At 60.4% G+C, this 13240-nt stretch carries 16 protein-coding genes; 5 read left to right on the top strand and 11 right to left on the bottom strand.

The window, feature by feature from the left end; all coding sequences use genetic code 11:
* Positions 1-90: 90 nt before the first annotated feature.
* The 5 genes from B5F94_RS06470 (at position 91) to B5F94_RS06450 (ending at position 3798) form a co-directional block, all read left to right on the top strand.
* Positions 91-1479: a DUF2029 domain-containing protein gene (locus B5F94_RS06470; RefSeq protein ID WP_143383257.1), complete on the top strand. Its 1389-nt coding sequence runs from the start codon at positions 91-93 to the stop codon at positions 1477-1479.
* Positions 1480-1553: 74 nt separating this feature from the next.
* Positions 1554-1844 (top strand): hypothetical protein, encoded by a 291-nt coding sequence (locus B5F94_RS06465; RefSeq protein ID WP_087187735.1) that lies wholly within the window; start codon positions 1554-1556, stop codon positions 1842-1844.
* 41 nt (positions 1845-1885) lie between these two features.
* On the top strand, positions 1886-2803 hold the full coding sequence (locus B5F94_RS06460; RefSeq protein WP_087328846.1) for an SH3 domain-containing C40 family peptidase: 918 nt from the start codon (positions 1886-1888) through the stop codon (positions 2801-2803).
* A gap of 101 nt (positions 2804-2904) precedes the next feature.
* Positions 2905-3252 (top strand): DMT family transporter, encoded by a 348-nt coding sequence (locus B5F94_RS06455; RefSeq protein ID WP_158099486.1) that lies wholly within the window; start codon positions 2905-2907, stop codon positions 3250-3252.
* 27 nt (positions 3253-3279) lie between these two features.
* Positions 3280-3798, top strand: coding sequence for a DMT family transporter (locus B5F94_RS06450; RefSeq protein ID WP_087328842.1), 519 nt, complete (start codon positions 3280-3282; stop codon positions 3796-3798).
* Between the two features lie 46 nt (positions 3799-3844).
* On the opposite strand, the gene B5F94_RS06445 is transcribed toward B5F94_RS06450, so the two are convergent.
* The 11 genes from B5F94_RS06445 to B5F94_RS06395 all read right to left on the bottom strand — a co-directional run bounded on the left by B5F94_RS06445 (position 3845) and on the right by B5F94_RS06395 (position 13117).
* Positions 3845-5905, bottom strand: coding sequence for a hypothetical protein (locus B5F94_RS06445; RefSeq protein WP_087328840.1), 2061 nt, complete (start codon positions 5903-5905; stop codon positions 3845-3847).
* Between the two features lie 15 nt (positions 5906-5920).
* Entirely contained in the window at positions 5921-7468 is a 1548-nt protein-coding gene (locus tag B5F94_RS06440; RefSeq protein ID WP_087328838.1) for an XAC2610-related protein, read from the bottom strand.
* Positions 7465-8367 (bottom strand): M56 family metallopeptidase, encoded by a 903-nt coding sequence (locus B5F94_RS06435; protein ID WP_087328836.1) that lies wholly within the window; start codon positions 8365-8367, stop codon positions 7465-7467. The genes B5F94_RS06440 and B5F94_RS06435 overlap by 4 nt, the downstream gene beginning before the upstream one ends.
* Positions 8364-8738, bottom strand: a complete 375-nt coding sequence (locus B5F94_RS06430; RefSeq protein WP_087266814.1) for a BlaI/MecI/CopY family transcriptional regulator — start codon at positions 8736-8738, stop codon at positions 8364-8366. The genes B5F94_RS06435 and B5F94_RS06430 overlap by 4 nt, the downstream gene beginning before the upstream one ends.
* Before the next feature lie 128 nt (positions 8739-8866).
* The gene (locus tag B5F94_RS06425) at positions 8867-9211 is read right to left on the bottom strand and encodes a serine proteinase (protein WP_242955335.1); all 345 of its coding nucleotides are present in this window, start codon (positions 9209-9211) and stop codon (positions 8867-8869) included.
* A 98-nt stretch (positions 9212-9309) separates the two neighbouring features.
* Positions 9310-9717 (bottom strand): GtrA family protein, encoded by a 408-nt coding sequence (locus B5F94_RS06420; RefSeq protein WP_087266817.1) that lies wholly within the window; start codon positions 9715-9717, stop codon positions 9310-9312.
* Complete coding sequence (locus B5F94_RS06415) at positions 9701-10666, bottom strand: glycosyltransferase family 2 protein (RefSeq protein ID WP_087266820.1); 966 nt, start codon at positions 10664-10666, stop codon at positions 9701-9703. Before B5F94_RS06415 ends, B5F94_RS06420 begins: the two co-directional genes overlap by 17 nt.
* A 151-nt stretch (positions 10667-10817) precedes the next feature.
* Positions 10818-11528, bottom strand: a complete 711-nt coding sequence (locus B5F94_RS06410) for a sigma-70 family RNA polymerase sigma factor (RefSeq protein WP_087187725.1) — start codon at positions 11526-11528, stop codon at positions 10818-10820.
* The gene (gene spoIIAB / locus B5F94_RS06405; protein ID WP_087328834.1) at positions 11525-11968 is read right to left on the bottom strand and encodes an anti-sigma F factor; all 444 of its coding nucleotides are present in this window, start codon (positions 11966-11968) and stop codon (positions 11525-11527) included. Before spoIIAB ends, B5F94_RS06410 begins: the two co-directional genes overlap by 4 nt.
* 15 nt (positions 11969-11983) lie before the next feature.
* Positions 11984-12289, bottom strand: coding sequence for an STAS domain-containing protein (locus B5F94_RS06400; protein ID WP_087266830.1), 306 nt, complete (start codon positions 12287-12289; stop codon positions 11984-11986).
* A gap of 93 nt (positions 12290-12382) precedes the next feature.
* A complete protein-coding gene (locus tag B5F94_RS06395) occupies positions 12383-13117 on the bottom strand; it encodes a hypothetical protein (protein ID WP_087328832.1) in 735 nt (244 codons plus the stop codon).
* Between the last annotated feature and the right edge of the window lie 123 nt (positions 13118-13240).

Raw genomic sequence — 13240 nt, 5'->3', positions numbered from 1 at the left:
TCCCAATGTTTTGGGGGGCGTTGCAGCCATGCAGCGCCCCCTTTTTCTATCGTTGTCCCTGTCCCATCCGACCGACAATGAGGTATCACGATGAAACGATGCTCCCCTCTCTCTTTGTTCGCCGGTGCCGGCGGTCTGGCGCTGCTGTTTTTTGCCCTGTTTCCGATCTCTGAACTGTCCCGGGGCGGTCCGGGGGCAAAAGCTGCCGTCTTTGTACTGCTGACTGCCCTGGCCGTACTGGCGCTGTGGCTGCTCCGCCGGTCGGGCTGTTCCCTGGACCGGCTATGTACCCTGCTGCTGCCCATCGGCCTGGCCTTCTTCCTCCGGGCAATCCTGCTGGACTATGCGGCAGATGACTACGAGATCTTCCTGTCCCAGTGGGTGGCCACCTTCCGGGACAACGGCGGCTTCGCTGCCATCAAGCTGCCCATCGGCAACTATAATGTACCCTACCTCTATTTCCTGGCCGCCATCTCCTACCTGCCGGTCCCCGACCTGTACCTCATCAAGCTCTTCTCCATCCTGTTTGATGTTCTGCTGGCCTGGGGCGGCCTGCGGCTGGTGCGTCACTTCACCGGCAAAGACAGCATCCGTCCCCTGGTATGCTTCTGCGTCCTGCTGCTGCTGCCCACTGTGGTGCTCAACGGCTCCCTGTGGGGACAGTGCGACGCGCTGTACGGCGCGCTCACCCTCCATGCCCTGGCTGATGCGCTGGAGAACCGACCCAAGGCTTCCGCTGCCCTGCTGGGCGTGGCCTTCTCCTTTAAATTGCAGACGGTGTTCATCCTCCCCCTGTGGGCAGTGCTTTGGATCGCCCGGCGCACCCGATTCCGGGACCTGTTGTGCTTCCCCCTGGCCTATGCCGTTACCTGCATCCCTGCTCTGCTGCTGGGCAAACCGCTGGGGGATATCCTGGGAGTCTATGTGGGCCAGACGCAGGAGGGCGCAGGGGCACTGAACTACAACTGCGCCTCCATCTTCTCCATGGTCCCCTACGGCACTCAAATTGACGAGGCTTTCGGCGCCCGCTTGGGCATTCTGGCGGCCTTTGCCCTGGTTTTGCTGCTGCTGGTGCTGGCCTTCTTGTTCCGGGACCGGCTGGACGATGGGGCTCTGCTGCTCTTCGGCATCACGCTTACGCTGGGCGTGCCCTTCTTTCTCCCCTATATGCACGACCGCTATTACTTCCTGGCTGACGTGCTCACCCTGGTCTGGGCCTGCACCCGTCCCACGGGCCTGCCTCCGGCAGTGCTGGTCCAGCTCTCCTCCCTCAGTGCCTATCTGACCTACCTGCGGATGAAATATACCCTGATCCTCACCCTGGGTGGTCAGATGTTCACCATGCTGCTGGAGAGCCTGATGGTACTGGCCGGACTCATCTTTACAGCAGTCCTGCTGATCCGGCATTTGTACGTCTCTTCCCCCTGTCTGCCTCAGGGTTTGGGCGAAAAAAACAAGAAATCCCGGAAAAGCGGTTGACGACTTGGAAACAATGTGTTACAATTTGGTTACAGTTTTTAAAAAGCAGTAACAACTTCCAAAAGGAGGCCAAAATGGCTACGCAAAGCATCCCTCTGACTTACAAGGGCCATCCGCTGCGCCGGAAAGACAGTCTGATCTATTACGGCAGCATGGCCGAAAAATATATCATTATGCTTCAGGTTCTGGACCAGAAGAAGGATCAGGATCTGGACATGGCCACCCGGGTATCCGTTCAGCTTCAGCTCACCGACCCTGACCTGAAGAGCCGGGACCGTGTGGTTAAGAAGACCGAGAAAGACAGCCTGTACGCCGCTATGGATGTGGCTTCCGTCTGGCTGGACCGGGCTCTGTCCGGCAAATAAGTTCCTACCCACCCAACGATCAGAACGGAGGAATTCTACCAATGATAACACCTGCCAAGCTTCTGCGCACCACGCTCCTGACCGTCGCCGTTTCCGCCGTCTGTATGATCGGCGCTTCCGCCGCCAGCGGCGTGGGCACCGTCAATACCGACGCCCTTCGCCTTCGCAACGAGGCCAACACCACTTCCACCATCCTGGCTACTGCTTCCGAAGGTGACACCGTCGTCATTCTGGAGGACGCCGGCAACGGTTGGTACAAGGTGGACTACAACACCGTGGAAGGCTATATGTCCGGCGAATACCTGACGGTCTCCGCTCAGGCCGATGTGACCATCGGTTACGGTCTGGTTCAGACCGGCGGCTCCACCCTGAACGTGCGCAGCGGGCCTGGCACCACCTACAGCAAGGTGACCACCCTCAACGACAACGCGGTTGTCACCATCGTGGGTATCAATAATGGCTGGTACAAGATCAAGACCTCCAGCGGTGCTGTTGGCTATGTCAGCAGCGAGTATATGGTGACCTGCAAGGACTCCGCCGGTTCCCGCGGCGACGGCACCACCGCCGTGGCTGTGGCTTCCGACAGCAGCATGGGCCAGCAGATCGTCAGCTACGCCAAGCAGTTTCTGGGTGTGCCCTATGTCTATGGCGGCAACGGACCCAACAGTTTTGACTGCTCCGGCTTCACCAGCTACATATATCGCCACTTCGGCTACACTCTGAACCGCACCGCTTCTACCCAGCTGTCCAACGGTGTGGCGGTCTCCAAGAGTGAGCTGCTGCCCGGCGATCTGGTATTCTTCCGTTACAATACCTCTTACCCCGCCTCTCATGTGGGCATCTACATCGGCAACGGCCAGTTCATCCACGCCTCTACCAACAAGTATCAGGTGCAGATCGATCAGCTGATGACCGGCCACTACGCCAACGTGTATATCGCTGCCCGCCGCATTCTGTGATTTTTGCTTGGCAGGTAAAGATCATATCAAAGTTTTCGCCCCGCCTGCGTCAGCAGGCGGGGTGTTTCTTTCCTATTAAACCAGAAGGGAGCGTGCCCATTTTGAGCCGTTCTCCCGCCTTTGGCCATCTGCTGGCCCTGGCTGTCTCCATTGTGTGGGGTACCACCTATATCTCCACCAAGGTACTTTTGGATGCCTTCCATCCGGTAGAGATCCTCATCTTCCGCTTTGTGCTGGCCTGGGCCATTCTCTTTCTCTGTGCTCCAAAGCCCCATCTCCCCCGCAGTTTCCGATCTGAGCTGCCTTTCCTGGGGGCCGCCCTGTCGGGGCTCACCTTCTACTCTCTGCTGGAGAATTACGCCCTCACCTTTTCCATGGCCTCCACCGTAGGCCTCATCGTCTCCTCCGCACCCATGTTTACCGCGCCGCTGCTGTGGCTGTGCCGTTGAACCACCCGGCCTGGAGCCTCCTTCTTTGTGGGCTTTGTTCTCGCCATGGCAGGTATCGCCCTCATCTCCCTGGCGGAGGGGGAATCCTTTGACTTCAACCCCATCGGCTGTCTGTTGGCTCTGGGCTCCGCTATCAGTTGGGGCGTCTACGGTCTGTGTCTGGAGTCCGCCCAGCGTCAGGGCCTCAACGATCTGCTGGTCACCCGGAAGGTCTTTTTCTGGGGTGTCCTCTTTACCCTCCCCTTCTGCCTGGGTACCGGCATCACCTTTGATCTGACCCGGTTTGCCCAACCGGTGATGTTGGGCAATACGGTGTACCTGGGCGTGGTGGCCTCCGCTCTGTGCTTCCTGGCCTGGAATCGGGCCTCCGCCCTCATTGGCCCGGTAGCCACCAATGTGTATCTCTACCTGATGCCGGTGATCACCGTGGCCGCCTCCTTCCTCATCCTGGGGGAGCCGGTGACCCTTTTCACCCTGGGTGCCATCGTCCTCATCCTGGCGGGACTGTGGCTCTCTCAGCGCCGTTCCACCACCCTTACCACCTGATGAGAAAGGGGCCTGCCGCAGCCGCGGCAGGCCCCTTCGTTTTATGTCAACTAAACATATTGTTGAGTACGATACGGCTCACTTGGTCCCCATCAAAGAAGAAGAGGATGGCTGCCCCCCAGCCCTCCGGATCCGCGCAGTACCACAGATAATCTTCCCCGGGATACAGGCTCCAATAGTCGGTACGGGACAGCTTTTCCCCGTAGGCCGCCTCCACCTCCGCCCGGGTGGAACCCACCCGGATGCCCCGGTCGGTAGAGAGGTCGGTTCGTGTGGTCTCCAGCCGCTGGATGGCGTAGCTGCCGTCGGCATTGCAGTAGCACAGGGTCGAAAGGCCCTCCCACTCCATTTGCTGCCACCAGTCCCCCTCCTGGTAGATGGGGTCCGCGTCCTCCAGGACGGTGACCACAGGCTCCTCCCAGAAAAAGCCCACCTCACTGGCCGGCCCCGCCGGGTTGGGGTATCCGTCCCGCCACAGGGCCACTGTCCCATCCACCAGATGGTATCCCTGCTCCAGCGCAGCCTGCTCCACCGTTTCCCTGGGCACACTTTCACCCAGGACGGTAGTCATGTCTCCTCCCTGGCCCAGTTGGAACACCAGCCACAGGGGTTCCGGGCAGGCATACCAGTCTCCATTCTCCCAGCCGCTGCACCTTAGCTGATAGACCACACCGTAGGTCTCGTAAAGCTGCCGCAGGCCCAGGTAGCTTGCTTCATCGATCCGCATGGTGCGTCCTTCCGGCTGGAGCGGCGCCTGGTCGGCAAAGAAAATCGACATATCCGCCGGCCTGTTGCTGTAAAAATAGGCCACCGTAGCGCTCCGGGCCGCCAGCGGCATGGGCGTGTCCCGCAGCATGGCATCCGCCTCGGGGAAGGCGGTAAGGATGCCCTGCTCCAGCATCCAGTACATAATCCGATAATTATAGGTGCCTACAGCAGCCAACCGAGTGGGCTCCACCTGTTCGGAATCATACTCTCCCAGCGATCCGACGAAGGTATACTGCTCGCCCTTACGGAAAAAGAGCAGATCTTCGCCCACATAGGTACCGTTGGCGCCATAGGTAATTCCATAGCACTCCAGAGCGTCCATATCCCGCCATTCTTCCGCCAGATCCAACCGACTCAAATCATGGAAGCTGGCACAGAGGATCAGTTCCATAGGCGGTTCGGAATAGCCCAGAGAATCTTTCATATATTGCAGGACTTGTTCCTCCACCTGGGGAGGAATCTGTTCCATCACAAAGCCCCCTTCCGGTTCTCCGCCGGATGGGCCCCACTGGTACCACAGGGGGGTATCAAAGCCGGCCAGCTCCTCCGCCGGAATGAGCAGTTCCTCCGTGAGCATCAAGGTGGCCTTGCAGTTGTAGTGGCGCCAGTTGCCGTCAGCATACACCAGCAGGTGCTGCCAGCCATCCACAGCGTCCACCGCCGAGTCGGCATCGTCGGTCATACAGGTAAGGTAGAACTCCACGCCCCCGTCATCCCGGATGCGGAACCCGGTCACCGCCCCATCTCGGGCAGCCAGGGCCACCTCCGTCCCCGCCAGTTCCCCGTTCAGGTACTCCTCCGCTCCCCGGCAGAGGGCATCCTCCGTGGTACCCGCCAATTCCAGGGCCTCCGTCAGGGTGACCACCCGATCCTCCTGCCGGTCGTAGACCAGGGTGTAGATATCACCGTCGTTGCCGGAGCTGGCAGAGTCCAGATAGAAGATCAGGTTATCGTACCGCTCGGTGACCGCGGGATAAAACAGGCACCGCTGGCCCCCTGCCGTATTCATGGTGGCATCCATAACGGTCTGATACTGGCTCTTGAGGGCGGCCAGGGCCTGGTTGACCTCCTGGGCGCCCTTTCCCTCCACCGTCAGCCTGGGGATCTCAATATAGTTGCCCAGGGCGTCATAATACTGGGTGCCCATCGTCAAACTTCCGGCCTGCGCGGTACTTCGGCAGGCCACCAGCCCTCCGCACAGGCCTATGGCCAGGGTCACCATCCCTACCAAAAGCAGGGCAGGCCGCTTGTGCCGGGCAAAGAGATTACGCAGGCGCTGCTCGGTCTCTTTGGCCGACCCGCTCATGCGGGTAGACAGCCGGGTATGGGGCACGTTCATAATGGCCCTCCTCTCTCATGACCAGCTGAGCTGTCTGTAGCTGATTTGCTCCAGGGTACCGTCTTCAGTCCAGACATACACCGCCTCCTCCGGACGGCCCACATCCCCCCGGATGTGTTCCACCACCTGTCGGTTCTCCACGTCCAGGGTGGGATTGGAAAACAGGTAGGTGGAAAAGGAAAACCGGCTCGTCTCCTCGTCCCACAAGAACCACACATAGCTCACATTGTGGGGAAAGCTCGACTCCGCCAGCAGGCCCAAATCGGGGGAACCGTCAAAATTCAGGTCCCGGATATCCGGCTCCCCAATATTGGGGTCCCGGATCAGAAACAGGCCCTGGTAGAAGCTGTCCGGCGTATACACATCGTCCTCCACCGCCATGAACTGAAGCGGTGTGTCACCCTCATAGACCCGGATCTGCTCGATTGCCAGACAATAGGGCTGCTGGTCCAGCGGCTCCAGTTCCAGCTCCAGGGACAGGTTTCTCCCGGTGGCAGTGGTCATGGTAATCCGCTCGGTCTCCACCTGCCGGTTTTCCTCCGACAGGGCCTGCCGCACCTCCTCCTCGCTCCCTGTGACCACCCGGATGAGATTGGGCCAGAGCTGCTCCTCACCACTCCAGAACGTGGGGCAGAGCAGCACCTCCATTCCCAGCCACTCCTCTCCCGTCAAAACAGAGCAGGCCAGCAGGGTGTACCGCTGTCCGCACAGGGTCTCCTCCCCCGGCGTCACCTGGACGATCTGCCACTGGGCGGAGGTATTGCTGGCCTGCCAGGGGTTATCCTGGTCTCTGGTGCGGCTCTCCACAACCCTGCGCAGCTCATTCATAACCCGCTCAGGGGCATGGTACCCCCCCGTCAGCTGGAGCCGCTCCCGAAAGGACCATTGGGGACCCTGGCCATACAGGCGCCAGTCATCCGCACCCTGAAAGATCTCTACCCCGCCGGGACAGGGCAGGGGTATTTGATCCTCCCAGTAGTTCTGGTACTCCATCCAGACCTGGGCGTCCTCCTGCCGCAGATCCCCCTTCATGGGCCAGACCCAGGTAAAGTCGGTGCCGTCAAAGGCCAGCAGGCCCCCCTCTCCATAGGTGTAACCCTGCCCTCCGCCGTTGACGGTGTAGAGGAGATAGTCCACATCGTCCTTTCGGAAGGTGGAAACCTGGGGTCTTCCGCCGCTGGAGGTGGCGGAAAACACCGGCCCAGTAAGCTGGCCCCGGTCATCCTCTACGCCGATGACCAGGGCACAGTGGGGATAGTCGTCGTAAAAATGGCCGGCTACCAGGGTGCCCCCCTGGCCCTGGATACAGGCCAGCTCCTCCCGCTGAGGTTTCCCATCAAAACTGACCTCAGCGGCATCATACAGGGCATCCAGCCGCTGCTCCTGGCCAACCTGGGCACGGCAGGCCACCAGGGAGCCGCACAGGCCGATGGCAAATCCCACCGCCATCACCAGGACCAGGGCGGGCCGTCTGTGCTTGACAAAGAGATTGCGGACCCGTCCTTCGGTCTCCCTGGCCGAGCCGCTCATGGCTGTGGACAGCCGGGTCTTTGGTAATGTCATGCTTTCTCCTTTCTCAGGGCAGCCACGGCCTGCAAAATCGCTCTGCCGTAGGCGGCGTGTTCCTCCTGGGGCAGCCGCTTCAGGGCCCCCTCGTCGCAGGCCAGCTCAGTATCCCGCTCCACGGAGCGCACCATCAGCCACACCAGGGGGTTGAACCAGTGGACGGCGTTCACCCACAGCACCAGGGTTTTCAGCCAGATGTCCCGGCGGCGGTAGTGGATCAGCTCATGGAGCAAGGCGTAGCGCAGGCCCTGACCTCCGGCGTCTTCCGGCAGCAGCAGCACCGGCCTGAACAACCCCGCCAGCATGGGTACCGCCAGCCCGGGGCACAGGCGCAGCCGTGGCCTGCGCTGGAGGGAGAGGCTGTCGCACAGTCCGTTGAACAGGCGGATAGTGCCCGCATCCTCCGCCGGGCGGCACCACCGGGCCAGGTATCTTTTAAACCGGAAATGGGCTATGAGATTCCACCCCAGCACTGCCGCACCACCGGTTACCCATAGGGCCAGCAGAATACCGCCCACCGTGATGGGGGCGGGCTGGGTCTGCTCTGTGGGCAGAACCTCAGGCGCAGGGGTGGAGACCGGGACAGACGAGGGTGCCGCAGATGGAGCCGCCGTCTGAACCGGCTGGGAGGGCTGAGCCGCACTGGGCCGGGGTGTCCGCATCGGCTGGTAGATCACCCGGTCCGGCGGCACCTGGATCTGTATGGGAGCGGTCTCTGCCCCGGCGGGCAGCAGCGGCAGGGGGACCGCCAGTCGGAGGGCCAGCAGCAGCCAGGCCCAGCACCGCCACCTGGCACCGTATCGTCCCCGGGTCAGTTTGGCCAACACCACCAACAGCAGGATTACCGCCCCGCCTCCCAGGCTCACGCCCGCCATGGAGGTCAAAAAGTCTGTCATCTCTGCTTCTCCCCGCTCAGTTTATCCAGCAGATCCCGCAGATCGTCCAGATCCCGCTCCTCCAGGCCATTTCTGGCCAGGGCCGCCAGGAAGTTCCGGGGAGAGCTACCGTACAGTTTGGAGAGCACCGCCTGGCTGTCAAAGGCCAGGTAGTCCTCCCGGCTGACCAGCGGGGTGTACAAGTTGCTCTTTCCCTCCCGGCGGACGGCCACAAAGCCCTTCTCCGCCAGGCGGGTCAGATAGGTATTCACCGTATTGGAGGCCCAGCAAAAGCCCTCCAGGGCGGTCTCCAGGGCAGAGCGTGGGGTATCCGGCCCCGAAGCCCACAGGGCTTTCATCACTTCTAACTCGGTATCGGGGAGTCGTTTCATCTCTATCACCAACTTCATTTGTAGTGGATATCATTATACTACATTTGAAGTGGATATTTGTCCAGTTACAATCCAGTTACAGGCATAAGAAAAGCCCTCTGCCGAACCGGCAGAGGGCTTTGGTTGTTTTATTCCTCGGTATGATCGCGGGCAGCCTGAGCGGCAGCCTGGGAAATATCCTCGTCGGACAGGGTCCCGTCCTTCTTGATCTGAGCGATACGGGCCTTGTTCTCCTCAATGTTGATCTTGGCGGTGGTGATCCGCTGGCAGAGGGCGGCGTAGCCCGGCTCCGGCGCACCTCCCCGCTCGGCATAGTAGAGCTTGCCGATCTCCAGATAGGCCTTGCGGATGGCGTCCTCCTCTCCGGAATTGTTGAGGGACAGCTTGGTGATCTCCATCAGCTGCTTGGACTTGGCCATGCCGGCCCGACCCAGGTCGGTGGCTTTATCCTTCAAATCATCAAAAAAGGCCATTTTCCTACCTCCTTGCGGTATAGTGGCTGAAATGCTGGCCCTATTCTACCCCCATTTTCCGGCGGACGCAAGAGAACGCCGGGGGATTTCACATAAATTTAATGCTTCTTTTTCTGGAAGGCAAAGAACCGCTGGCCGAAATAATTGAGGATGGTGTACAGGGCCATACCGCCCAGCTTGGTGAGGCGCTCTTGCCAGATGGGATCCATGCCGGTATTACCCAGCACCCAACCGGCGATGGGCTGGGCCAGGGCATAGGCAATCACATAGCACACCGCCACGTTGATGGCAAACTTTACCGCTGAGCGCAGGAAGGTCTCCTCACTGTGGAAGGTAAAGTGGCGGTTGAGGAAAAAGCTCATCACTGCGCCCGCCACATAGGCGATGGCGGTGGAGGGCCAGTAGCCCAGCCCCTCCAGCAGGAACATGAGCACCATGGACAGCAGGGTATTGCCCACCCCCACCAGCAGGAACTTGGGGATAGAATTATCAATCAGCTTTGCCATGCTTGTCCTCCAATACCTCACGAATCAGGAACCGGGGCCGCTCCTTAGTCTCCAGATAGACCTTGCCGATGTACTCACCAATGACGCCCAAAGAGAGCAGGATCAGTCCCCCGATGGCCCACACGGAGCAGATCAGACTGGCCCAGCCCAAAATGGTCTCACCCATGGCCCAGCGGACGATGGAGTAGATGAGCATGGCAATACTCACCAGAAACACCAGGAAACCCAGGCCAGTAATCATGCGGATGGGCTTCACCGACAGGGAGGTGATGCCCTCCATGGCAAAGGAGAGCATCTTTTTCAGGGGGTACTTGCTCTCACCGGCAAAGCGCTCTCCCCGCTCATACTCCACAGTACCGGTGCGGTAGCCGATCATGGGCACGATCCCCCGGAGGAACAGGTTGACCTCCTTGAACTGAGCTAACCCCTCCAGGGCCCGGCGGGACATAAGGCGGTAGTCGGCGTGGTTGAACACCGTCTCCGCCCCCATGGAGTTCATCAGCCTGTAAAAGCCCTCGGCGGTAAAGCGCTTGAAGAAGGTGTCCTTCTTCCGGGAAGAGCGCACGCCATATACGATGTCACACCCGGCATAATACTGCTCCACCATGGCGTCCACCGCATCGATGTCGTCCTGGAGGTCGGCGTCCATGGAGATGGCCATGTCGCACCGCTCCTTGGCGGTCATCAGCCCTGCCAACAGGGCGTTCTGATGGCCCCGGTTGCGGCTCAGGTCCACGCCGGAGAAGATGGGGCTGCTCTGGTGCAGCTCCTCAATGAGCTGCCAGGTCTTGTCCTTGGAACCGTCGTTGACAAAAAGAACCCGGCTCTCCCGGGAAATAGTTCCGGCAGCCATCAGGGCCTCCAGCTTTTCTTTCAGCCTGCGTGAGGTCTCTGGCAGCACTTCTTCTTCGTTGTAGCAGGGAACGACAATATAAAGAATATCTTCCATATCAATCCATCTTCCTTGCGTTTTTTGTTCTGTTTGGTCATTATACTCCCTTTGGACGAGAAAAACCACCATGAAGTTCCTCTCATCCAAACAAAGTCATGCTCAGCACAGGACAAATACACGCCAGCCTCCCTCAGCTTGTCCGCATCCCTCACTCCTCCAGTTTCTTTCGCAGCCGCTCCACCGCCCGGCGCTCAATGCGGGATACCTGGACCTGGCTCACCCCCAGCACCCGGGCCGCCCGGTCCTGAGTCATACCCCGGTAGTAGCGCAGCAGGATCACCTGCTGCTCCCGGTCAGGCAGGGCGGCGATGGCGGTACGCAGGGCCTCACGCTCCACGATACCCTCCTCGATACCCTCGGTGCCCAACACACTCTCCAGGGTCAGGCCGTCCCCTGTCTCCATCTGGAGGGAGGCCACCGGCAGCCCCGCCTCCTCAGCGGCTGCAATCTCCTCCGGCTCCAGCCCGGTGGCCTCGGACAGCTGGGACAAGGTGGGTTCCCGGCCCAGGGAGGCCGACAGCCGTTCCCTGGCCGCCCGGATGGCCATCCCCCGCTCTTTCAGACCGCGGCTGACTTTAATAGCGCCGTCATCCCGTAGGTAGCGCCGGATCTCACCGGCGATCTTGGGCACGGCATAGGTGGAGAACTGACAGCCAAAGGCGGGATCGAAGCCCCGCACCGCCTTCACAAAGCCCAGGCAGCCCAGTTGATACAGGTCCTCCGGCTCCACTCCCCGGCCGTAGTAGCGGCGCACAATGGACCAGATCAGCCCACCATTCTCCTCAATGAGCCTGGCGCAGGCCTCGTTATCCCCCCGGCGGGCCTCCTCCAGCAGATCGGGGGTATCCGCCACATTCATTGCGCCCCTCCCAGCCGTCGGGAGATCCTGCGGCGCATGGTCACCACCGTTCCCTTCCCCGGGGTGGAGCGTACCTTCACTCCGTCCATAAAACTCTCCATAATGGTAAAGCCCATACCGCTGCGCTCCTCTCCGCCGGTGGTAAACATGGGGCGTCGGGCCTGCTCCACATCGGAGATGCCCACGCCCTTATCCTTGATCTGGATCTCCAGGGTGTGGTCCTCAAAGAGCCGCAGCCGCATCTGGACCAGCCCCAGCTTGTCCGGATAGGCGTGGACGATGCAGTTGGTTACTCCCTCGCTCACCGCCGTTTTGATATCGTTGATCTCCTCCAGAGTGGGGTCCAGCTGAGCGGCAAAGCAGGCCGCCGTGGTACGGGCAAAGCCCTCGTTGGCCGACCGGCTGAGAAAGACCACCGTGGCCTCATTCATCGGTTTCATTATGTAGTTCCTCCGTCATTCAAATTTGATCAACCGGTCCAGCCCGGCTGCCCGAAGCACCTTGCCTGCCTGCTCAGGCACATGGACCACCTCCATGGTCCCTTCCAGCTCGCTCATCCGTCGGCTGGCCCGCAGCAGTACGGCGATCCCCGAACTATCCATAAAGCTGACGCCCCCCAGATCCACCGTCAGATGACGGGGCATGGTTAGGTCGATCTGCCGTACCAACTCGCCTAAAATCTGTCTGGCCCGGTGGTGGTCCACCTCGCCGTCAATGGCCGCGTACAGCGCCCGATTCTCTGCTTTGCAGGTCACTGCCATGGCATATCCCCCCTGTACAAAAAAATCGCAGTATACCAATTTTTGGTATACTGCGATCCTATCACAGATGGGGTATATATTTTGTCGAAGGACTCACCGGACCAGGGAAAAATCGGTAAAGATCCACTTCTCCCCCACTTTTTCGTAGGGGAAGTCAAACGTCAGGGTATCCACCACCGCGCCGTCCTGCTCCGGGTCCAGCACTTCCACCGTCACCCGGACGGTACAGCGGTTTGGGTCTCCGTCCCGCAGGACCTGGGCGGTCTCGGCGCCTCTGGTAATGTCGGTGCCCCGGCCGCCGTCCTGGACGTAGAGGACGCCGTCGATGTCCACATACTGGGTTCCGTCATAAGGCAGCAGCTTTTCCACCAGATCGTCGGAAAAGAGGCTCTTGAGGTAACCCCGCAGGCTGACCGTGCTGTCAATGCCGGGATAGTCTACCCGATAATAGGTGGCACCGTCTACCTCGCGGCTGTCCGTTTCATCAAAGGGCAGGGGCTCCACCTGGAACCACCAGAAGGCCTGCACCGCCGCCCGGTAGGCGGACAATACCTCCTCATCGTTAGGTCCGTCATAGGCCGTGGGGGTAGGCGAAGGCTCCGCAGAGGGCTCCGGCTCCACAGAGGCCGTAGGTTCCGGCATAACAGTGGGCTGGGCCGTTGGGATGGGTGAGGGCTCCGCGGAGGGGGTAGGTTCGGCGCTCTGCTCCACCTCAGGCGTGGATGCGGCACTGGGCAGCGCGGTAGATACCGCCCCGGTATCCTGACAGGACCCGGTACATCCGCCCAGCAGCAGCAGTACCGCCAGCAATGGGATCAGTCTTTTCAACGCTCCAACCTCCTTTCCACGGCCTGGGTCAAACTGGGCCGTACAATATTACTGTACATTTTATCCGATTCTGCTCTGGAGCACAACCACAGTTGTGTAACAAAGTATGACAATATGGGCACA

Origin of the sequence: Flavonifractor sp. An4, from assembly GCF_002161755.1 — a bacterium.
Classification (GTDB): domain Bacteria; phylum Bacillota; class Clostridia; order Oscillospirales; family Oscillospiraceae; genus Flavonifractor; species Flavonifractor avicola.
The sequence above is the reverse complement of the archived record's forward strand: the minus strand, read 5'-3'. Positions and strand labels throughout refer to the sequence as shown.